This window comes from Burkholderia sp. B10 (genome assembly GCF_004368385.1).
In the GTDB taxonomy this organism is placed as follows: domain Bacteria; phylum Pseudomonadota; class Gammaproteobacteria; order Burkholderiales; family Burkholderiaceae; genus Burkholderia; species Burkholderia vietnamiensis.
In genome coordinates, this window is record NZ_PQMX01000004.1 from 137,743 (window position 1) to 158,527 (window position 20,785).

Below are 20,785 nucleotides of genomic sequence, written 5' to 3' on the forward strand. Positions count from 1 at the left end.
CGCGCTTCACCGGTCGCGTTCGAGCGACTTCATGCCGGTCAGCTGAGGAAACAGGCGCATCCACGCGAGCGCGACCGCGATCGTCGCCGTGCCGCCGACGACGATCGCCGCCGGCGCGCCCCACCATGCGGCCGTCACGCCCGATTCGAATTCGCCGAGCTGGTTCGACGTGCCGATGAACAGCGAATTCACCGCGCTCACGCGCCCGAGCATGTCGTCCGGCGTGCGCAGCTGTACGAGCGACAGACGCACGACGACGCTCACCACGTCCGACGCGCCCAATGCCGCCAGCGCGACGAGCGACAGCGCGAAATGCCGCGACAGACCGAACACGATCGTCGCGATGCCGAACGCGATCACGCCGCCGAACATCGCGCGGCCCGGCCGCACGTCGAGCGGAAAGCGCGTGAGCCACAGCGTGCCCGCGAGCGCGCCGACGGCCGGCGCCGCGCGCAGCGCGCCGAGCCCCCACGGCCCGACCTGCAGGATGTCGCGCGCATAGATCGGCAACAGCGCAGTCGCGCCGCCGAACAGCACGGCGAACAGGTCGAGCGACAGCGCGCCGAGGATCGCCGGCTCGCGCCGGATGAACGCGATGCCCGAGAACACCGAACGCAGCGTGACCGGCTCGCGCGCGGGCGGCGCGCTGCGCAGCGGGATGGTGCCGCTGAGCACCGCGGCAATCGCGAACGCGACGGCGCTCGTGCCGAACGCGGCCGGTGCGCCGACGCCGTACAGCAGCCCGCCGAACGCCGGCCCGAGAATCTGCGCGGCCTGGTTGGCCGAGGTGGACAGCGCGGTCGCGCGCGGCAGGTCGCCGCGCGGCACGACGGCCGGCAGCAGCGACGACACCGACGGCGATTCGAACGCGCGCGCGGTGCCGACGAGCGCGGCGAGCGCATAGACGCCCGGCGCCGTCAGCCAGCCGCGGGCCGCGCCGAGCAGGAACACGCCGGCAGCCAGCGCCTCGACGCTCTGACAGATCGTCGCGATGCGCCGCCGGTCGTAGCGGTCGGCCACCTGCCCGACGACGAGCGTCAGCGCGAACATCGGCACGAACTGCGCAAGCCCGACGAGGCCGAGCGCGAACGCGCTGTGCGTGAGCGTATAAACGTACCAGCCGATCGCGACCGACAGGATCTGGAACGCTAGGGACGACGTCACGCGCGTCCCCCAGAAACGCTGGAACGGCGCATGACGGAACAGATTCGCCGGTAGCGGCGACGGCGGAGCGGATTCGGGTAACGGGGTGGTCATCGGGTCATCGGCGGGATATCGACGGGATATCGTCGTGTCGCCGGCAGGCGATCGGCGCGACACGGCGCGTGTCGAACCGCGATGATATCGTCAAGTGCCGCGACTGCGCTCGGCAGGCGCTTGGCACACGCATGCCGCGCGCGGCGCCCTATCGCAACAAGAGTCGCAACAAGAATCGCGACAAAAAAAAGCGCGAACCGCAGTTCGCGCGAAAGAGAGACCTCGCTGAAGACGTCGAATGAACTACCCTGCCGGGCTCAGAACGAATGCCGCATCCCGATCCGCACGTCGGCCTGCGTCTGCGTGGTCGACGGCGTGAAGCTGTAGCCGATCACCGCGTCGACGCCCTGCGACGCGCGCAGGTAATCGCCGGAGATGTACACGTCGGTGCGCTTCGACAGCAGGTAGTGCAGGCCGGCCGTGCCCTGGTTCCAGTGGTGGCCCTCGAAGCGCGTGTGCTGGTAGCCGGCGATGAAGCTGAGCGCCGGCGTGAACTGGTACATGCCGCCGCCTTCGTAGACCTGCATGTGCGACGATTGGCCGAAGCCCTTGATCGTCGTGTACGAGAAGTTCGCGTCGAGCGACAGCTTGCCGATCGTGTAGCTCGTGCCGATGCCGAACGTGCCCTGGCTGTCGACGTCCATCGCCGTGTTCGCGAACAGGTCGGTGCGTGCTCCGGTGGCCGGATCGACGGTGACCGTTTGCTGCCCGAGGAACGTATGCGTGCCGATCATCGCGTACGGGTCGAACGCATAGATGCCGTTCGGGTTGTTCAGGCGCGTGTACGCGGCGCCGATCGAGAAGTCGCCCTTCGTGAAGCTCGCGCCCGCGCTCCACGCGCTGTTGCGATGGAAGTTGCCGGCGACGTTGCCGAACGAGTACATCGCGCCGAACTTGAAGCCACTCAGGTCGTTCGACAGGAACTTCACCGAATTCGGCAGGCGGTCGCCGTTGAACCGGTCGAAGTCGCCCTGGTGGATCGCATAGCCGCTGCCCCACGCCGAGATGTTGTAGATCGATACGAGTTCGTTCGTGATGTCGAGCTGGTTGCCGAACGACAGCGTGCCCCAGTCGTTCTGCAGCCCGACATAAGCCTGCCTGCCGAATTCGGCGCCGCCGAAGCCGAGCTGCCCGTTGCCGAGGTGGAAACCGCTCTCGAGCGCGAACACCGCCTTCAGGCCGCCGCCGAGATCTTCCGTGCCTTTCAGGCCGAAGCGGTTCCCGTACGAGACGCCGTCGTCGAACTTCACCACGTGCGAGCCGCCCGTGTTGTTCACGTACGTGATGCCGGCGTCGAGAATCCCGTACAGCGTCACGCTGCTCTGCGCGTGGCCGATGGTGGGAATGCAGGCCGCGCACGCGAGCGCGGCGGCTACGGCAACTTTCGTTTGCTTCATTGTCGACTACCCCCTGAACCGTTCGATGGAAGGAATCTTGGCTGGCGCGCGCCGCATTGCGCTGGCTGATTCGAATTTTGTACTCCTCTGGCTTCGCTATTACGTATTCCGCAATAACGCAGCCATTGGCAAAAAGTACAAACCCATATTTCGGCTCACCCGTCTAAAGGCGACAACAAATAGTCTCGTTACGACCGTTCGGGAAAACACGGAGACGGGCGGCGCGGCCGCAACCGGCCGCCCGAGGGGCCGTCAGCGCGCGTCGAGCGCCGCGCGCACGGCCGGCAGCGCGGGTGCGCCGGCCGCGGTCGTCACGCCGTCGAGCCAGCGCTCGACCAGCGGCGGGTCCGCTTTCAGCACGTGCTGCGCCGCGACGGCGGGGGGCGTCTTGTGGTCGAGCATGTCGGCGATCATGCGGTTCTCGACGTCGACGGAGAACGTCATCTGCCGGAACAGCCGCGCGAGGTTCGCGCACTGGCCGGCAAAGCCCGCGCGCGTCACGGTGTTGACGGTCGCGCCGCCGTAGTTCGGCCCGAAGTACGCGTCGCCGCCCGACAGGTAGGTCAGATGGAACTTGGTGTTCATCAGGTGCGGCTCCCACGCGAGGAACACGATCCAGCGCTTGTCGCGCACCGCGCGCTCGACCTGCGTGAGCATCCCCGTCTCGCTCGATTCGACCAGCGACCAGTTCGCCGCGCCCAGCGCATGATCGGCGAGCATCCGCTTGATGTTCTGGTTCGCGGGCGCGCCCGGCTCGATCCCGTAGATCTTGCCGCCGAACTGGTCCGCGTGGGCCGCGAGATCGGCGAACGTGTGCACGCCGGCCGCCGCCACGTAGTCGGGCACCGCAAGCGTGAATTTCGCACCGCTCAGGTTCGCGTGCAGCACGTCGATCGCCTTCTCGTCGACGAACGGCTTCACGAGCGGCGCCTGTGCGGGCATCCAGTTGCCGAGGAACACGTCGACCTGCCCTTTCTTCAGCCCCTGGTACGTGATCGGCACCGACAGGTTCGCCACGTCCTGGCGGTAGCCGAGCGCCTTCAGCACCACGCCGGCCATCGCGTTGGTCGCGTCGATGTCGGTCCAGCCGGGCGCCGCCATCTTCACGTCGCGACACGTCTGCGCGTCGGCGGCGTGCGCGGGCTGCAGCGCCGTCGCCGCGACGCAGGCGGCTGCGGCGAGCGCCGTGCCGAGTCTGCGGATTGCTGCATTGCATTGCCGTTTCATGAGTCGGTTCCTCCGTCGTTCGTCAGTGTGCGCGATGTATGCGTTCAGCGGCCGACGCGCGGGAAGCGCGCCATCGCTTCGAGCGTGTCGAGTTCGATGTGATTGCGCATGTAGCGCTGGCTCGCGTCGGTGAACGGCTGCCAGTCCCATGCGTGGATGCGGCCCTGCGTGGTCGCCGCGTAATGGAAGCGCCGGCGCCGCTGGCTCGCACGCACCTGCGCGTCGAGCTCCGTCAGGTTCCAGCGCCGCGCGGCCTCCGCGCGCAACGCGGCGAGCACCTCCGCCGCTTTGGGCAGGCCGGCCAGGTTCATGCGCTCGTGCGGATCGTCGGCGAGGTTGTACAGCTGGTCGGGATCGGCCGCGCAGTGCACGTACTTCCAGTCGCCGCGGCGAATCATCACGATCGGCGCGACCGCGCCTTCGGCGAGATATTCGCCGAGCGCGACGTGGTGCGCCGGCGCGCCGCGCAGCTGCGGCACGAGGCTCGCGCCGTCGACCGGGTCCGGCCAGCCGCCGGCCGGCGTCACACCGGCGAGGTCCACCAGCGTCGGCAGCAGGTCGAGGTGCGACACCGGCGTGCGCACGCGCGCCGCGTCGAAGCGCTGCGGCGCATGCACGATCAGCGGCACGCGGCAGCCGCCCTCGAAGAACGTCATCTTGTACCAGAGCCCGCGCTCGCCGAGCATGTCGCCGTGGTCGGACGTGACGATCACGATCGTGTCGTCGGCGAAGCCGCATTGCTCGAGCGCGGCGAGCACGCTGGCGAACTGCGCGTCGACGTACGAGGTCGCGCCGTAGTATGCGCGGCGGGCGGCGCGGATCTGCGCGTCGGTCGGCGGCGTACGGTCGTTCTCGCAGACGAAGCGCAGCCGCTGCGAATGCGGATCGCTCTGCTGGGCGTCGAGCCGCACCGCCGGCATGTCGATCTCGTCGTCGCGGTACAGGTCCCAGTATTCGCGCGTGATCGCATACGGATCGTGCGGATGCGTCAACGACACGACCATGCAGAACGGCCGTGCGTCGTGGCCGGCCGCACGCTCGCGCGCGACGTCGAACAGCTTCTGGCGGGCCGCGAACGTCACTTCGTCGTCGAAGTCGAGCTGATTGGTGCGCACGCACGGCCCGGCGTCGAGCACCGAGCTCATGTTGTGATACCAGCTCGGCCGCTCGGTCGGGTGGTCCCAGTCGGGCACCCAGCCGAAGTCGGCCGGATAGATGTCGGTCGTGAGCCGCTCCTCGAAGCCGTGCAACTGGTCGGGGCCGCAGAAGTGCATTTTCCCGGACAGCATCGTCCGGTAACCGCCCGCCCGCAGGTAGTGCGCGAAGGTCAGCGTTTGCGCGGGCAATTCGGCGGCGTTATCGTAGGCGCCGATACGCGACGGCAGCTTGCCGGTCAGCAGCGAGAAGCGCGACGGCGCGCACAGCGGGCTCGCGCAGTACGCGGCGTCGAACACCACGCCTTGCGCGGCGAGCCGGTCGAGCGTCGGCGTGCGCGCGACGCGGTTGCCGTAGGCCGGCAACGCGAACGGCGTGAGCTGGTCGGCCATCAGGATCAGGATGTTGGGTGTCGGGTTCGTCATCGGCGGTCGTGGGGAAATCGGTGTTCGAACGGAACGGCGCGACGCTGTTGCAGCGACGCAGCCGGCATGACGGACGCGGCTGCACGAAGTGCCGCGCGCTCGGGCCGCGACTGGCTAGAATCGCGACAGGCGGCGCGGCGCCGAGCCGTCCGATGCACTATCTCCCGCCCGAATCCGCGCGGGAAGACGTCCGGCTCTTATGGGGCCATTAGAGAGGCTTATGTCGAAATCCGAATCGTTACCGTCGATGCAGGCGCTGCGCGCGTTCGAATCGGCCGCGCGTCTGCAGAGCTTCACGGCCGCCGCGCGCGAGCTCGGCTCGACGCAGCCGGCCGTCAGCCAGCAGGTGTTCCAGCTGGAAGCGGAGCTGGGCGTGCCGCTGTTCGAGCGCAGCCCGCGCGGCGTCACGCTGACGAGCGACGGCCAGTGCCTGTACGAAGCCGTGCGCGCGAGCCTCGAGACGCTGCGCGGCGCGACCGCGACGCTGCGCGCGCGCCGCGAGCACGGCGCGCTGACGATCGTCACCGACGTCGGTTTCGCGACCTACTGGCTGATGCCGCGCCTGGCCGGGCTGAAACGCGTGATGCCGGACGTCGACGTGCGCGTCGTCACGTCACAGGATTACGACGTGCAGCGCGATCACGCGGACATCGCGATCCTGTTCGGCGACGGCCACTGGCCGTCGTGCACGGCCGCGCGGCTCTTTCCCGAAGCGGTCACGCCCGTCTGCGCGCCGGCGTTCCATGCGGCGCACGCGCACGTCGCGCGGCCCGAACACCTGCACGCGCTGCCACTGCTGCACGTGCAGCCGACGCACCCGGAGCGCTGGCTGTCGTGGGCCGGCTGGTTCGACGCGCACGGCCTCGACGCGCCGGCCGCCGCGCGCGGCGTGACCTTCAACAGCTATGCGCTGGTGATCCACGCGGCGCTGCTCGGCGAGGGCGTCGCGCTCGGCTGGTCGCCGCTCGTCGACGAGCTGGTCGCGTCCGGGCAACTGGTGAAACTCGTCGACGCGCCGGTCGTCACGTCGCGCGGCTACTTCCTGGTGCGGCCGCCGCAACGGCCCGAAACCGACGCGACCCACGTGTTCCGGCGCTGGCTGCTCGACGCGTGCGCAGCGGCGTGACGCGCCGCGCGCGGTCGCGCATGGGCGCGGCGGCGCTGGCGCGCCGATACCAGCCACACGGCGGGTTGGTTCTATCCGCCGCGTAATCGTCCTGATTTACTTGAGCCTCCCGCTACCGCGACACGCGGCGCGAAGCCGCGCTGCGCCGCGGCTTCGCGCCCCATGACATCCGAGGAATCCCATGACCGCCGACTCACGCCCCGATCAATTCGTCCTGACGCTGTCGTGCCCGAGCGCGGCCGGCCAGGTCGCCGCCGTCGTCGGCTTTCTCGAGCGCCATCGCTGCTACGTCGACGCGCTGAACGTGTTCGACGACGATCTCAGCAACCACTTCTTCGTGCGCTGCGTGTTTCATCCGACCGACGAGACGCTGCAGATCGACGCGCTGCGCCACGAGTTCGGGCCGATCGCGGCCGCGCTCGCCGGTGACGGCGGCGACACGCAATGGGCGATTCACGACGTCAACGCGCGGCCCAAGGTGCTGATCATGGTGTCGAAGCTCGAGCACTGCCTCGCGGATCTGCTGTTCCGCTGGCGGATGGGCGAGCTGAAGATGGACATCGTCGGCATCGTGTCGAACCATCCCGACTTCGAGCCGCTCGCCGCGCAGCACGGGCTGCCGTTCCGCCATTTCCCGATTACGGCAGATACGAAGGCGCAGCAGGAAGCGCAGTGGCTCGACTTCTTCGAATCGAGCGGCGCGGAACTCGTGATCCTCGCGCGCTACATGCAGGTGCTGTCGCAGGAGACCAGCGCGAAGCTCGCGAATCGCGCGATCAACATCCATCACTCGTTCCTGCCCGGCTTCAAGGGAGCGAAGCCGTATCACCAGGCGCATGCGCGCGGCGTGAAGCTGATCGGCGCGACCGCGCACTTCGTGACCGACGATCTCGACGAAGGCCCGATCATCGAGCAGGTCGTCGAGCGCGTCGATCATGCGCTGCGGCCGGAGCAGTTGCTGGCGGTGGGCCGCGACGTCGAAGCCCTCACGCTCGCGCGCGCGGTGAAGGCGTTCATCGAGCGGCGCGTGTTCCTGAACGGCGACCGGACGGTGGTGTTTCCGTAAGCGCGCGCCGACGGTCCCGCTCGGACGCGGGCTGCGCGCGACGCGTGTCGCGCGCGGTGACTCATTTCACCCAGGCGAAGTAATACGACAACCCGATCGCGAGCGCCGCGCCGACCAGCGACGCATACGGCATCAGGTTCAGCCACATCGCACGCTGCGGCACTTCGAGCTCCATGTCGCGCTGCATCTGGGTGGGGAAGCGGCCGCGATCCTGCCAGTAGTGGCGATACAGGAACACCGGCACGATCAGCAGCATCGCGATCAGCCCGTTGCGCAGCGTCCCGTCGCCCTGCAGGTTCGCACCGGCGCCGACGTAGACGAGATTCGCATAGCCGCAGATCGCGCCGCCGACGAGCAGCCAGGTCGGGCAGCGGAACGGCCGCTCCCAGTTGCCGCGATCCATCCGGTGAATCCAGCCCGACTGCAGATTCAGGAACACGAACAACATGTAGCAGACGTTCGAGATCGACAGCACCGTCATGTAGTCGGACATCATCAGCAGCACGAGATTGAAGCCGAGATCGGTCCACATCGCGCGCGTGGGCGACCCGTGCTCGTTCACGTGCGACAGGTACTTCGGCAGCCAGCCGTCGACCGATGCCTGATACAGCGTGCGCGACGAGCCCATCATCGACGTCATCACGATCAGCAGGATCGACAGCATCAGCATCACGACGACCGCATTCGCGACCCACGCGCCGCCGCCGACGATCTTCGCCATCGCGGCCGCGACGCCGGTGCCGTCGCCGATCGCCGGATCGAGCAGCGCCTGCGTGCCGAGCGCGCCCTGGAACGCCATCGGCACCAGCGTCATCACGACCAGGCACAGTGCGCCCGACCAGAAGATCGCCTTCGCGGTGTCGCGGCGCGGATCGCGGAACTCGCGCGTATAGCAGACGGCCGTCTCGAACCCGTACGACGCCCAGCCGGCCATGAACATCGCCCCGAGCGCCATCGTGACGCCCTGCCCGTTCCACGTGCCGAACGTCGCGGCCGTGACGTTGCCGTTCGCGTCGTGACCGAGCGGCAGCAGCGGGAGCAGATGCGACATCGGCACGTCGCCGGTGACGAACGGCACGATGCCGACGATCAACAGCGGCGTGAGCGACGCGATGCCGAGGATGCGCTGCGTGCGCGCCGCCTTCGATGCGCCGCTGTGCTGGAGCTTGAACGTGATGAGGAGAAGAATCGTCGCGATGATGAACGTCGCGTTGATTCGCAGGGAGAGGCCGGGCTTGATGAAACCGAGATCGGCGACCTTGAGCTGCCAGTGCAGCACCGCCGCGTCGGCGGGAAAGAGACTCGTGAGCGCGTAGCTCGCCGCGAGGCCGCAGCCGAGCGCGAGCATCGGCGACCACGCGAGCCAGTTGCACCACACTGAAACCGGGGCAATCAGCTTGCTGTAACGGACCCAACCGATCGCGCCGTACACCGACGCGCCGCCCGATTTATGAGGAAATAGCCCCGAAATTTCCGCATAAGTCGCGCTTTGAATCAGCCCCATCGCGATCGCGGCGATCCAGATCGCCCACGCGGGCTGGCCGATCGTCGTGCATACGCCGCCGATCGTGAACAGCACGCCAGCCGGCACGCCGCTCGTCACCCAGAATGCGTCTTTCCATGTCAGGCCACGCTGCAGCGTGTGGCCCGTCGAATCATGTGAGATGGTTGTCTCGACATCGCTGGTGCGATTCGCACGCAGTCCTGCTTGACTCATCCAATTCCTCCTCTCGATCAGTGTTGGCGCTTTAGCGTTTACGCTGGTTCGATGCAAAGCAGACGACTCCGCACGAGCGCCGTAGTGTAACAACTTGCGGGGTTTTTTGCAGAATCAGCAAAAGAAAGCCGGGATATGAACGCATGGGCTCACGATTGTTTCGGATTCCTGCGAGCCATTCCCGGCGTGTCGTCGTGACGATTCGCGGGACGAATCGTCGTGTGCTTATTGCGGCTTATTGCGCGCCTTCGGTCCACGCATTCACGCGGTCCGCATGCGCTGCGATCCATGCGTCGGCGGCCGCATCCGGCTTCGAGCCGTTCTGGATCGCCAGCATCACGCTGTCGATCTCGCCCGGCTTCCACTGGAACTTCTTCAGGAACGCGACGACCGGCTTCGCCTTCGTTTCGAGCTGCGGATTGACGACGCTGTCGACGTGCTCCGCGCCGCCGAACACCTTCTTCGGATCGTCGAGGAAGCGCAGCTTCCACTTCGCGAACATCCAGTGCGGTGCCCAGCCGGTCACGATCACCGGTTTGTTCGCACCGACCGAGCGCGACAGCTCGGCCGTCATCGCGCTACCCGAGCTCGGCATCAGCGTGTAGCTGAGCCCGTAGCTCTTGATCGCCTCGTCGGTCTTGCGCATCACGCCCGCACCCGCGTCGATACCGACGATGCGGCCGCCGAAGCTGCTCTTCTCGGCGTTGAGATCGTCGATGCTCTTCGCCTTCACGTAGTCGGGCACGATCAGGCCGATCTTCGCGTCCGGAAAGTTCACGCCGAGGTCGACGACCTTCGTCTTGTATTCGCTCCAGTAGGAGCCGTGCGTGACGGGCAGCCACGCCGACAGCGTCGCGTCGAGGTCGCCGCGCGCCACGCCTTGCCACATGATCCCGGCGGCGACCGGCACCAGCTGCACGTGGTAGCCGAGTTTCTTCTCGATCACGCGGGCCGCGACGTTCGACGTCGCGACGCTGTCGTCCCAGCCTTCTACGTAACCGATTTTCAGCGTCGGCTTCGTATCCGCGATTGCCGACGCGCTCAGCGTCACCATCGCCGACACTGCGCCGGCCCACAGCAGTTTCCCGAACAGCTTCATGGTCGATCTCCTTGATATGCGCTCACCGCGCGTTGCCTCTCTAGGTTCTTCAACCACAAATCCACGGTATCGCTATTTTGCGACGGATGCTTGTCCGCACGCGACGCGCACGGACGGCCGACGATGCGTTGCGCGCTATTTGTCGATGACGAGATCCGACAGCGGCTTGCTGCAGCAGAGCAGCACCATGCCCTGATCGATCTCGCGCTGGCGGATGCCGCCGTTGTGCTTCATCTCGACCTGCCCCGACACGAGCTTCACCTTGCAGGTGCCGCACATGCCCTGCGTGCACGATGCCGGCAGCCGCACGCCAGACTGGCGCGCCGCGTCGAGCACGTGCTGCTCCGAGCCGCACGAGATCTCGCGGTTGCTCTTCGCGAAACTGACGGTGTACTGCTTCGTCGCGACGTCGCCGCCGTCGGCCGCGGGCACGAGTTCGGCGAGCACGTCGTCGCTCGCGGTCTGCGCGAGCGTTTCGAACGAGAAGCTCTCCTCGTGATACTGCTTGCGGTCGAAGCCGGCCTCGTCGAGCAGGTCGCGCACGGCCTTCATGTACGGCGCCGGCCCGCACGTGAAGATCTCGCGCTCCATGAAGTCCGGCGCGATCAGCTTCAGCAGCGGCAGCGTCAGGAAACCCGTGACGCCCGGCCAGTTGGTGCGCGCGCCGACGCGCTCGACGACGAACGACGTGCGGAAGTTCGTGTGGTTCGATGCGATCAGGTCCAGCTCGCGCGCGAAGATGATGTCGTCCGGCGTGCGCGCGCTGTGTACGAACATGATGTCGCGATCCTCGGCGAGATCGTGATGCGCGCGGCTCATCGACATCAGCGGCGTGATGCCCGAGCCGGCCGACAGGAACAGATACTTGCGCGCCGGATGCCGCGCGCAGGTGAATTCGCCGGCCGGGCCGAGCACGCGCACCGGCGCGCCCGGCTGCAGGTTGTCGTGCAGCCAGTTCGACACCTTGCCGCCCGGCACCCGCTTGACCGTGATCGAAATCGTGTGCGGCCGCGCGGGCGACGACGAGATCGTGTAGCAGCGATTGATCGTCTCGCCGTCGATGTCGAGCTCGAGCGTGATGAACTGCCCGGGCTCGAACGAGAACGTACGGCCCTGCGGCGAACGGAAGAAGAAGCTCTTCACGTCATGCGTTTCCTGCCGCACGTGGCAGCACACCAGCGTTTCCTCGACGTCGCTCGTCCAGCGCTCCGGCAGCGCGTTCCAGAACGCCGGGTGCGTGACCCGGCTGTCCACCGGCTCGAAATTGGCCGCATCTCGCATCATGTCTTGCTCCGCTTGTCCGCTGCTGGATACTATGCGCCGATCTTTTCGGCGAGCCGGGCGATGTACCAGGCCGAGAATTTTTCGACGAGGCCTTCCGTGTACGGCGAATACGGGCCGGGCTCGTACGCGCTGCTGCTCGCGCCGCGCTGCGAGAATTCGACGAGCGCGCGATCCTGGTCGTTGGTCGCATTCCACACGGCCGTGAGGTTCTTCACGTCGTAGTCGATGCCTTCCTTCGCGTCCTTGTGCACGAGCCACTTGGTACGCACGAGCGTCTTGCCGGCCGACAGCGGAATCACCGAGAAGCTGACGATGTGATCGCTCATGAAGTGATGCCACGAATTCGGCTGCGTCCAGAACGACAGGCCGCCGAGGTCGGCCTGTTCGAACTTGCCGAGCAGCTTCTTCGACGCGACTTTCGCGTCGAGCGTCTGCGATTCGCCGCTGCGGTCGAGCGGCAGGCGCTGCGTGCGGAAACCGGTCACGTCGAGCAGCTTCTCGATCTCGGCGGACGGCAGGCCCATCTCGGCCCATTCCTTGCCGCGGCGCACGCAGGTTTCCGCGAACGCATCCATGCCTTCGGCGTTCGCGTCGGAGCGCTGGTAGCCGAAGCCGTATTCGTACAGCGAGATCGTCAGCTCCGGATGGTTCGCGACGCAGTGATAGCACTCGCGGTTGTTCTCCATCGTGAGCTTCCAGTTGCCTTCCTCGATGATGTCGACCTGTGCGGCGATCTTCGCGTTCGGCAGATCGTGCGGCAGCATGTACGGCTCCATCTGCGCGCGCAGCTGCGCGAAGTCGGCCGGCGGCTCGTCGGCGAGGCACACGAAGATCAGGCCCGCGAGGTTCTGCACGTGCACCGACTTCAGGCTGTGCTTGCAGCGGTCGAACTGCTCGCCCATGTGCTCGGCGAACATCAGCTGCCCGGTCAGGTTATAGGTCCAGCTGTGGTACGGGCACACGATGTTGCCCACCGAACCCTTGTCCTCGTTGCACAGGCGCGCACCGCGGTGGCGGCACACGTTGTGGAACGCGCGGATCTCCATGTCGTCGTCGCGCACGATCAGGATCGAGTCGCTGCCCAGCTCGACGGTCACGTAGTCGCCCGGCTCCGGGACGTCAGGCTCGACCGCTACCTGGATCCAGTGCTGGCGGAAGATTGCCTCCATGTCGAGCGCGAAAATTTCCTCGCTCGTATAGAACGGTGCCTCGAGGCTGTAGCCTGCCTTGCGTCGTTCGATCAGTGCGCGAATGTCTGCCGATACTTTCATCGTTTGCTCCGGATTCCTTGCATCCCTGGGTGGTTGCCGACAGGCCCCAAAAATCAGTAGTCGATGAGCTGATGCTCGCGCAAATACGCGAGGATCACTTGTGCTTTTTCGACTGAACTCCCTTCATTTACGACGTTCCCGCCGCGGCTTTCGGTCGTCGTCGCGGACAGCATCCGCGCGTGCCCGGAGCGCTTCTCGGCGGCGACCAGTTTTACGGGTTTACGCTCGATCGGACCGACCTTCCACGCGGCCGCCTCGGCATCCGCGCCGCTCGACGCGAGCGCCGGCCGGATCGCGCCGGCCCGCAGCCGCGCATACGCGTAGCGCGGCTGCGCGTTCGCGAGCGGATGCACCGCGACGACCGCCGGCAGCGCCGTGTCGACCCCGCGCCGCAGCCCCTTCGGCAAGAATTGCCGGACCGCCGCGCGGCCGGCGTCCACCGTCACGTCGACGGCCGCACCGACCAGCGGGTAGCCGAGCGTCGCGGCGACGCGGTACGGCAGCATGCCGGTGTCGTACGCGCCTTCCGCGCAGGTGCCGGTCAGCACGAGGTCGTAGCCTTCGACGCGGGCCGCGAGCGCGTGCGCGGCGTCGTCGCCGTCGCGGCACGCGAGCACCTCGACCTCGCGCGCGCCGAGCGCGAGGTATTCGGCGAGCGCCTGATTGGCGGGGTCGCCCGCATGGACGACGTCGAGCTGCGCGCGGTGCCGCTCGGCGAGCTGGCGGCCCAGCTCGAGCGCGGCCGCGTCGTTGCGGCTGTATCGTGCGGTGCCGCTGACCGGATGCCGGCCCACGGACACGAGCACCGCGATGCGTTGCAACTGGCGGGGGGCGTTCATGCTGCGACTCCTTCCGTTTCACGGGCGCCGACCGCGGCCGGCGATTGTCCGCGCGCCGCGCGCGCGGCCTGCACCTGTTCGATCAGCGCCGAGATCGTCGCCTGCGCGTCGCCCACGACCGTCAGATTCGCGCGCTTCGCGATCGGCGCGCTGCCGTCGAGGTTGACCGCGATCACGTGGCGGCAGTCCTTGATCCCCTGCAGATGCTGCACCGCGCCGGAGATGCCGAACGCGATGTACACGCTCGCCTCGACCGTCTTGCCGGTCGCGCCCACCTGCTTGTCGCGCGTGAAATGGCCGTTGTCGACCGCGACGCGGCTCGCGCCGATCGCCGCGCCGAACACGCCGGCGAGCCGCTCGAACGCAGCGATGTCGGACACGCCGTTGCCGGCCGACACGATGAAGTCGGCTTCCTCCAGCGCGACTTGCGCCGCGTCGATTTCGTCGAGGCCGAGGTCGCGATAGGCGTCGGCCGCACCGGCCGCACCGGCCGCGTCGCCGGTCGGATGAATGAAGTCCGCAGCCAGGCGCTCGCCGGCGCCGACGAACGGCAGCTTCGGCTCCACCGCGTTCGGCGCGAGCAGGATCACGTCGGGCAGGTCGCGGGTGGCGAACGCGCGGCCCGCGTGCGCATACGCGCCGACGTGCTTCGCGTCGATCTCGACCACATGGGTCGCGACGCTCGCGCCGGCCGCCGCCGCGTAGCGCCGGCCGAGATCGCCGTCGCCCGTCGCGTTGTCGGGCATCAGCACGTGCTTCGGCGCGAGCGCGGCCGCACAGGCCTGCAACGCCTGCAATTCGCTTTCGGGCGCGAACGCGCGACGGTCGAAGCCGGTCAGCTCGACCAGCTTGTCGACGCCGAGCGCGGCCGCGTCGTCTTTCAGTTCGCCGAACGCCAGCAGCGCGACTTCCGTCTGCGCGTCGGCGAGCACCGCGGCGGCGGCGATCGCCTGCCGCGCGTGGTCGTCGAGCGCGCCGCGCTCGGTGTGCGCGACCACCAGCATCACGTGCTTCGGGTCCTGCACCGCGCGGCGCGGCTTCGCGGCCGCGCCGCCATGACCGTGCGCGGACCACTGCGCGGCGCTCGCGTCGGCGCTGCCTTCCTCGCCGAGCGTGATGCGCTTCAGGCCGGCAGCCGTGATGATGAACGGCCGGCGCGGATCGATTCGTTTGATCGGGTTCATCGATTCACTCCAGCGAGGCGGCAACGAGTTCGGCTACGTCGAGCACATCGGGGCGCGGGCCCACGACGCCTTCGAGCATCGCTGTGCAGTTCGGGCAGCCGACCGCGACCACGTCCGCACCGATCGCGCGCGCGTCGGCGATGCGGATGTCGGGAATGCGCTGCTTGCCCGGGATGTCGGTCAGCGGCGCACCGCCGCCACCGCCGCAGCAGCGCCCGCGCATGCCGTTGCGCTCCATCTCGACGACCTGGATGCCGATCGTCTTCAGCAGCTTGCGCGGCGACTCCGTCTCGCCGTTGTAGCGGCCGAGATAGCACGGATCGTGGTACGTGGTGCGCTTCTCGCGCAGCGCATCGACGGCCTTCGGCGCGATCTTGCCGCTGTCGGCCAGCTCCGCGAGGTAGGTCGTGTGATGCTTGACCGTCACGCGCAGCCCGAGCGCGCGATACTCGTTGCGCAGGCTGTGCATCACGTGCGGATCGGCCGTGACGATCTGCTGGTACGACAGCGCGTCGAGCGTGCCGATCAGACGCTTCGCCATCTGCTGGAACGTCGCTTCGTCGCCGAGGCGGCGCGCCACGTCGCCCGTGTCGGTCTCGGCGCCGCCGAGCACCGCGTAGTCGACGCCCGCCTTGTTCAGCACCTTGATGAACGCACGCAGCGTGCGCTGGTAGCGCATGTCGAACGCGCCTTCGCCCGCGACGATCAGCACGTCGACCGGCTTGCCCGCCTGCGCGATCGGCGCGTTCAGGTCGACCGACCAGTCGTAGCGCGCGGCCGTGTCGTAGCCGCCCATCGTGCCCGTCTCGCGCAGGTTCGCGAGCACCTCCTGGCCCTTGCCCGGCACCGTGCCGTGCACCAGCGTGCGGTTGCGGCGCAGGTCGACGATCGCGTCGACGTGCTCGATCAGCATCGGGCACTCCTGCACGCATGCACGGCAGGTCGTGCACGACCACAGCGTCTGCTCTTCGATCAGGCCCGACACGATCGGGCCGTTCGGCTCGCCGCGATGCTGGCCGACCGGAATGCCCGGGTACGGGCTGCCCGCATACGCGGCATCGGTACCGCCGGCCATCCCGACGACCAGATCCTGGATCAGCTTCTTCGGGTTCAGCGGCTGGCCCGACGCGAACGCGGGGCACGCGGCTTCGCACTTGCCGCACTGCACGCATGCGTCGAAGCTCAGCAGCTGGTTCCAGCGGAATTCGACGGGTTTCGCGACGCCGTACTCGTCGTGTTCGATATCGGGCAGCTTCAGCGCGGTCGGCGGCGTCGCGGTGCCGTTGCCGGTGAACGATTCACGGGTGGCCGCGAAGCGTTCCTGGCGCGGGTGAAACGCGAGGTGCAGCAGCCCGGCGATCGCATGCTTCATCGGGCCGCCCTTCGCGGCGCCGACCGTCATCGTGAACGCGCCGGCCGCGATCAGCAGCGCACAGAGCACGGCGAACGCGCCCGACATCGCGCCGGTCGGCACGACCATGAACAGCACGAGGCCGAGCGCGAACGAACCGAGCATCCACGGCAGCGTGTTCCACGGGCCGCGCGACAGCCGGGCCGGCACGTTCTTCGCCGCGCGACGGCGCCACACGAACACCGCGCCGACCAGCATCGCGAGCGCCGCGACGAAGATCAGCCGGTCGAGCCACGGCGAATAGATCGCGAGGCCGTAGTTGACGAACACCAGCGCGAGCGCGGCGATCGCGCCGCCCGCGGTCGCGACGTGGGTCTTCGCGATGTACGGATCGCGGGCGACCACGTGGTGCAGGTCGACGAAGTAGCGCTTCGGAATCGCGAACAGGTTCGCGACGCCGAACGAGCCGGGCGCCGTCGCGCGCCCGAGACGCCAGTAGGACGAGCGCTTCGCGACCGCGAACGCGAGCCCCGCCACCGACAGCCACAGCAGTGCGGTAATGAGGAAAGCCGGATTCATCTTCAGAAATCCTTGACGAGACGCAGCGAGTCGTAGATCGCCCCGTGGACGTTGTGCATCGAGATGCAGTCGCCGACACGGAACAGCAGGAAGCGGCCGTTGCCCAGCTCTTCCGACAGGCACGGTTGCGGCTCGGCCGCGAACAGCGTGTGCGGATCGATCTGGCCGCGGTTCACCGACTCGGGCTTCAGCTTCCAGTACAGCTCGTCGTTGGGCGACGAACCGTTCTCGATCACGACCTGGTCGACCGCGCGCTCTTCGAGTTCTTCCGTGTATTCGTTGCGCAGCACGGCGATCTTCTTGCCGTCTTCCTCGTACACGCGGTCGAGCATCGTGTTCGGCGTCGGGATCACGCCGAGCGCGTACAGGCGCCGATAGAAGATCGGGAAAGTCGTGCCGCCGCAGTCGTCGGCCACCTTCACGTCGGGCGTGACGACTTCGACCTTCGAGCCGCGGCTCGCCATGAAGTCGGCGACGCCCGCGCCCGCATGCGTGCTCACGCCGTCGAACAGCAGCACGTTCTGCTTCGGCTCGACCTTGCCGGTCAGGATGTCCCACGAGCTGACCGCCAGCCCTTCGGCGACGCCCCACGCCGACACCTGCCACGTGAAGCTCGAGCCGCCCGTCGCGAGCACGACGATGTCCGGCTTCTCGGCCATGATCATCTTCTCGTCGGCAGCGACGCCCAGACGCCGGTCGACGCCCAGCCGCTTCGTTTCCATGTCGAACCAGCGGATGATCCCCGACATCTGCTCGCGCTGCGGCGCCTTCGCCGCGATCATCACCTGGCCGCCGACCTCGGCGTTCTTCTCGAACAGCACGACGTCATGGCCGCGCAGCTTCGCGACGCGCGCGGCCTCGAGCCCGGCCGGGCCCGCGCCGACCACGACGACCTTGCGCTTCGGGCCGCGCGATTTCTCGATGATGTGCGGCATCGTCGCTTCGCGCGAGGTGGCCGCGTTCTGGATGCACAGCACGTCGAGGCCGTTGTACTGGCGGTCGATGCAGTAGTTCGCGCCGACGCATTGCTTGATTTCGTCCTCACGGCCGTCGCGGATCTTGATCACCATGTGCGGATCGGCGATCTGCGCGCGCGTCATGCCGACCAGGTCGATCATCCCGTTCGCGAGCAGGCGCTCGGCCTGGCCCGCATCGCGGATGCTCTGCGCGTGCATGACCGGGATCTTCACGACCGACTTGATGCCGGCCGCGAGATGCACGAACGGCTCCGGCGGCAGCGCCATCGGCGGCATGCAGTTCGCGATCGTGTTGTGCGTGTCGCCGCCCGAGCCGACCACGCTCAGGTAGTCGATCAGGCCCGTCTCGGACATCGCCTGCGCGATTTCCTTCAGTGCTTCGTGATCGAGGCCATCTTCGTGGAATTCGTCGCCGCACATGCGCAGCCCGACGCAGAAGTCCTTGCCCACCGCCTCGCGCACGGCCGTCAGCACTTCGATGCCGAAGCGCAGACGGTTCTCGAGGCTGCCGCCCCATTCGTCGGTGCGATGGTTCGAGCGCTTGCTCCAGAACTGGTCGATCAGATGCTGGTGCGCCGCCGAGATCTCGATGCCGTCCATGCCGGCCGCCTTCACGCGCTTCGCGGCCGCCGCGAAATCGCCGATGATGCGGCGGATTTCCTCGATCTCGATGATCTTCGCGTTGCCGCGGTGCACCGGTTCGCGCACGCCCGACGGCGACATCAGATGCGGCCAGTGCTCGCCGTGGAACGACGAGCGGCGGCCCATGTGCGTCGCCTGGATCATGATCTTCGCGCCGTGCTTGTGCATCGTGTCGGCCAGCCGCGTGAGCGGATCGATGATCTTGTCGTTCGACAGGTTCACCGACTTCCACCAGCCCTGCGGGCTGTCGATCGACACGGGGCTCGAGCCGCCGCAGATCGCGAGGCCGACGCCGCCCTTGGCCTTCTCCTCGTAGTAGCGGATGTAGCGGTCGCCCGGCAGGCCGCCCGGCTCGGCATACACCTCCGCGTGCGCGGTGCTGACGATCCGGTTGCGCAGCGTCAGCTGGTTCAGCTGCATGGGTTTGAACAGGTGGGGATAACGCATCGCTGGCGACCTCTGGCGTTCGAATGTCTCGTATTGCGGGTGTTGTGGTGTTGCTGGGCGGCTTCAGTGCGTCAGTGGGCGATCGGCGACACTTCGAAGACGCAGTGATCGTGGTGCTCGGCCGCACACTGCACTTCCTTCGACTGCGCGCGCGGCGCACCCTGGCCTTCCGGCGTCGTGTCGTTGACCCAGTCCATCGCGCCGGCGAACCAGCCCGCGAACATGTAGCAGAGCTTGCCTTCCTTCTCCGGCTGCTGGAGCACGAACGACGAGTGGCGCAGCTCGATCTTCGCGCGTGCGCTGGCCGGATCGGCTTCGATGATCGAGAACAGGCCCCAGCCGCGTTGCGACAGGCGCTTCAGGTAATGCTCGAACACGGCCATGCCGGTCAGCCCGTGCAGCTTCGCTTCCTTGTCGCACCAGTGGTAGGCGGACTTGTAGCCGGCCTTGTAGAGAATCTGCGCATACGCTTCGACGCCGAGCGCTTCCTCGACCGCGACGTGGTTGTTCGTGAAGAAGTGACGCGGCACGTACAGCATCGGCAGCGCGTCGGTGGTCCAGACGCCGGTATCGGGATCGACGTTGATCGGCAGTTGCGGTTGCATCGTGGTGGCTCCGTGAGGAAAAACGCCGCGCGGCTCGGGCGCAGGCGCGATATCGTCCGCGCGCCAGCGCGCGACGCGCCGGCACGGCCGGATTCTTGTGGTGTTGAATCGCTGGGGCGGTTCGGCTCGGTTCGGTTCGTGCGTGCGCTTACGCGCCCCACACGTCCTTGAACACGCGCACCCAGTTCTCGCCCATGATCTTGCGGATGCGCGACTCCTTCCAGCCGTGGCGCTCCATCGCCGCGGTCAGGTTCGGGAATTCGCCGATCGTGCGGATGCCTTCGGGGTTGATCACCTTGCCGAAGTTCGTCAGCTGGCGATAGCGGCCCTTGTCGTGCGTCAGCATGTCGAAGAATTCCTTCGCGTAGTCCTGCGTGAAGTCGGTGCCGATGCCGACCGCGTCTTCGCCGATCAGGTTCACGACGTATTCGATCGCCTCGATGTAGTCGTCGATGTTCGCTTCGATCCCGCGCTTCAGGAACGGCGCGAACATCGTCACGCCGACGAAGCCGCCGGCGTCGGCGATCTCCTTGAGCTGCGCGTCGCTCTTGTTGCGCGGATGCTCTTTCAGGCCCGACGGCAGGCAGTGCGAATAGCACACCGGCTTCTTCGAGAACGCGATCGCTTCCGACGACGTGTTGCCGCCCACGTGCGACAGGTCGACCATGATGCCGACGCGGTTCATTTCCGTGATCACTTCGCGGCCGAAGTCGGACAGGCCGCCGTCGCGCTCGTAGCAGCCGGTGCCGACCAGGTTCTGCGTGTTGTAGCAAAGCTGCACGACGCGCACGCCCATGTCGGCGAACGCCTCGATGTAGCCGATGTTGTCCTCGAACGCATGCGCGTTCTGGAAGCCGAGGATGATGCCGGTCTTGCCTTCCTGCTTCGCGCGGAAGATGTCGTCGGTGGTGCGCACCAGCGTCAGCAGCTCGCCGTTGTCGCGGATCTTCTTCTTCATCACGCCGATGTTGTCGACGGTCTTGGTGAAGTTCTCCCACACCGATACCGTGCAGTTCGCGGCGGTGATGCCGCCGCGGCGCATGTCTTCGAACACCGGCTTCTCGAACTTCGAGATGTTCAATCCATCGATGATGATGCTGTCCTGATGCAGCGTGCTCATATCTGCCTCTCGCTCTA

16 protein-coding genes are annotated in these 20,785 nt (G+C 67.3%); 2 read left to right on the forward strand and 14 right to left on the reverse strand.

Going from position 1 to position 20,785, the window contains the following annotated elements; genetic code table 11:
- Window positions 1–6: 6 nt before the first annotated feature.
- The 4 genes from C3Y15_RS03625 to betC all read right to left on the reverse strand — a co-directional run bounded on the left by C3Y15_RS03625 (window position 7) and on the right by betC (window position 5,461).
- Window positions 7–1,257 (reverse strand): MFS transporter, encoded by a 1,251-nt coding sequence (locus C3Y15_RS03625; protein ID WP_011880760.1) that lies wholly within the window; start codon window positions 1,255–1,257, stop codon window positions 7–9.
- A 257-nt stretch (window positions 1,258–1,514) separates the two neighbouring features.
- Entirely contained in the window at window positions 1,515–2,654 is a 1,140-nt protein-coding gene (locus C3Y15_RS03630; RefSeq protein ID WP_034195488.1) for a porin, read from the reverse strand.
- A 252-nt stretch (window positions 2,655–2,906) separates the two neighbouring features.
- Window positions 2,907–3,881, reverse strand: a complete 975-nt coding sequence (gene choX / locus C3Y15_RS03635) for a choline ABC transporter substrate-binding protein (RefSeq protein WP_034195489.1) — start codon at window positions 3,879–3,881, stop codon at window positions 2,907–2,909.
- 44 nt (window positions 3,882–3,925) lie between these two features.
- A complete protein-coding gene (betC, locus tag C3Y15_RS03640; RefSeq protein ID WP_059897105.1) occupies window positions 3,926–5,461 on the reverse strand; it encodes a choline-sulfatase in 1,536 nt (511 codons plus the stop codon).
- A 199-nt stretch (window positions 5,462–5,660) separates the two neighbouring features.
- Here betC and C3Y15_RS03650 point away from each other — a divergent pair, with 199 nt between their 5' ends.
- Window positions 5,661–6,587 carry a LysR family transcriptional regulator gene (locus C3Y15_RS03650; protein WP_081053484.1) on the forward strand — a complete coding sequence of 309 codons (927 nt, stop codon included), beginning with the start codon at window positions 5,661–5,663 and terminating at the stop codon, window positions 6,585–6,587.
- A 181-nt stretch (window positions 6,588–6,768) separates the two neighbouring features.
- On the forward strand, window positions 6,769–7,653 hold the full coding sequence (gene purU / locus C3Y15_RS03655) for a formyltetrahydrofolate deformylase (RefSeq protein WP_059739353.1): 885 nt from the start codon (window positions 6,769–6,771) through the stop codon (window positions 7,651–7,653).
- Window positions 7,654–7,714: 61 nt separating this feature from the next.
- Here purU and C3Y15_RS03660 read toward each other — a convergent pair whose 3' ends face one another.
- The 10 genes from C3Y15_RS03660 to C3Y15_RS03705 all read right to left on the reverse strand — a co-directional run bounded on the left by C3Y15_RS03660 (window position 7,715) and on the right by C3Y15_RS03705 (window position 20,768).
- Complete coding sequence (locus C3Y15_RS03660; RefSeq protein ID WP_124259673.1) at window positions 7,715–9,370, reverse strand: APC family permease; 1,656 nt, start codon at window positions 9,368–9,370, stop codon at window positions 7,715–7,717.
- A 235-nt stretch (window positions 9,371–9,605) separates the two neighbouring features.
- The gene (locus C3Y15_RS03665) at window positions 9,606–10,469 is read right to left on the reverse strand and encodes a glycine betaine ABC transporter substrate-binding protein (RefSeq protein WP_034195493.1); all 864 of its coding nucleotides are present in this window, start codon (window positions 10,467–10,469) and stop codon (window positions 9,606–9,608) included.
- A gap of 135 nt (window positions 10,470–10,604) precedes the next feature.
- A complete protein-coding gene (locus C3Y15_RS03670) occupies window positions 10,605–11,753 on the reverse strand; it encodes a hybrid-cluster NAD(P)-dependent oxidoreductase (protein ID WP_011880768.1) in 1,149 nt (382 codons plus the stop codon).
- A gap of 29 nt (window positions 11,754–11,782) precedes the next feature.
- Window positions 11,783–13,024 carry an aromatic ring-hydroxylating dioxygenase subunit alpha gene (locus C3Y15_RS03675; protein WP_011880769.1) on the reverse strand — a complete coding sequence of 414 codons (1,242 nt, stop codon included), beginning with the start codon at window positions 13,022–13,024 and terminating at the stop codon, window positions 11,783–11,785.
- A 53-nt stretch (window positions 13,025–13,077) separates the two neighbouring features.
- On the reverse strand, window positions 13,078–13,863 hold the full coding sequence (locus C3Y15_RS03680; RefSeq protein WP_059462652.1) for an electron transfer flavoprotein subunit beta/FixA family protein: 786 nt from the start codon (window positions 13,861–13,863) through the stop codon (window positions 13,078–13,080).
- The gene (locus tag C3Y15_RS03685) at window positions 13,860–15,047 is read right to left on the reverse strand and encodes an electron transfer flavoprotein subunit alpha/FixB family protein (RefSeq protein WP_011880771.1); all 1,188 of its coding nucleotides are present in this window, start codon (window positions 15,045–15,047) and stop codon (window positions 13,860–13,862) included. Before C3Y15_RS03685 ends, C3Y15_RS03680 begins: the two co-directional genes overlap by 4 nt.
- Window positions 15,048–15,051: 4 nt before the next feature.
- Window positions 15,052–16,977: a (Fe-S)-binding protein gene (locus C3Y15_RS03690; protein WP_069246424.1), complete on the reverse strand. Its 1,926-nt coding sequence runs from the start codon at window positions 16,975–16,977 to the stop codon at window positions 15,052–15,054.
- A 2-nt stretch (window positions 16,978–16,979) separates the two neighbouring features.
- Window positions 16,980–19,043 (reverse strand): NADH:flavin oxidoreductase, encoded by a 2,064-nt coding sequence (locus C3Y15_RS03695; RefSeq protein WP_069246423.1) that lies wholly within the window; start codon window positions 19,041–19,043, stop codon window positions 16,980–16,982.
- A gap of 71 nt (window positions 19,044–19,114) precedes the next feature.
- Window positions 19,115–19,648, reverse strand: coding sequence for a DUF5943 domain-containing protein (locus C3Y15_RS03700; protein ID WP_014723974.1), 534 nt, complete (start codon window positions 19,646–19,648; stop codon window positions 19,115–19,117).
- A gap of 148 nt (window positions 19,649–19,796) precedes the next feature.
- A complete protein-coding gene (locus tag C3Y15_RS03705) occupies window positions 19,797–20,768 on the reverse strand; it encodes a dipeptidase (protein ID WP_011880775.1) in 972 nt (323 codons plus the stop codon).
- Window positions 20,769–20,785 lie beyond the last annotated feature (17 nt).

What these genes read in the sequence shown, in the direction of transcription:
- C3Y15_RS03700 (WP_014723974.1), bottom strand. Translation starts at nt 19,648, where the DNA reads ATGCAACCGCAACTGCCGATCAACGTCGATCCCGATACCGGCGTCTGG.
- C3Y15_RS03625 (WP_011880760.1), bottom strand. Translation starts at nt 1,257, where the DNA reads ATGACCACCCCGTTACCCGAATCCGCTCCGCCGTCGCCGCTACCGGCG.
- choX (WP_034195489.1), bottom strand. Translation starts at nt 3,881, where the DNA reads ATGAAACGGCAATGCAATGCAGCAATCCGCAGACTCGGCACGGCGCTC.
- C3Y15_RS03690 (WP_069246424.1), bottom strand. Translation starts at nt 16,977, where the DNA reads ATGAATCCGGCTTTCCTCATTACCGCACTGCTGTGGCTGTCGGTGGCG.
- C3Y15_RS03650 (WP_081053484.1), top strand. Translation starts at nt 5,661, where the DNA reads ATGGGGCCATTAGAGAGGCTTATGTCGAAATCCGAATCGTTACCGTCG.
- C3Y15_RS03665 (WP_034195493.1), bottom strand. Translation starts at nt 10,469, where the DNA reads ATGAAGCTGTTCGGGAAACTGCTGTGGGCCGGCGCAGTGTCGGCGATG.
- C3Y15_RS03695 (WP_069246423.1), bottom strand. Translation starts at nt 19,043, where the DNA reads ATGCGTTATCCCCACCTGTTCAAACCCATGCAGCTGAACCAGCTGACG.
- C3Y15_RS03675 (WP_011880769.1), bottom strand. Translation starts at nt 13,024, where the DNA reads ATGAAAGTATCGGCAGACATTCGCGCACTGATCGAACGACGCAAGGCA.
- C3Y15_RS03660 (WP_124259673.1), bottom strand. Translation starts at nt 9,370, where the DNA reads ATGAGTCAAGCAGGACTGCGTGCGAATCGCACCAGCGATGTCGAGACA.
- purU (WP_059739353.1), top strand. Translation starts at nt 6,769, where the DNA reads ATGACCGCCGACTCACGCCCCGATCAATTCGTCCTGACGCTGTCGTGC.
- C3Y15_RS03685 (WP_011880771.1), bottom strand. Translation starts at nt 15,047, where the DNA reads ATGAACCCGATCAAACGAATCGATCCGCGCCGGCCGTTCATCATCACG.
- betC (WP_059897105.1), bottom strand. Translation starts at nt 5,461, where the DNA reads ATGACGAACCCGACACCCAACATCCTGATCCTGATGGCCGACCAGCTC.
- C3Y15_RS03705 (WP_011880775.1), bottom strand. Translation starts at nt 20,768, where the DNA reads ATGAGCACGCTGCATCAGGACAGCATCATCATCGATGGATTGAACATC.
- C3Y15_RS03680 (WP_059462652.1), bottom strand. Translation starts at nt 13,863, where the DNA reads ATGAACGCCCCCCGCCAGTTGCAACGCATCGCGGTGCTCGTGTCCGTG.
- C3Y15_RS03630 (WP_034195488.1), bottom strand. Translation starts at nt 2,654, where the DNA reads ATGAAGCAAACGAAAGTTGCCGTAGCCGCCGCGCTCGCGTGCGCGGCC.
- C3Y15_RS03670 (WP_011880768.1), bottom strand. Translation starts at nt 11,753, where the DNA reads ATGATGCGAGATGCGGCCAATTTCGAGCCGGTGGACAGCCGGGTCACG.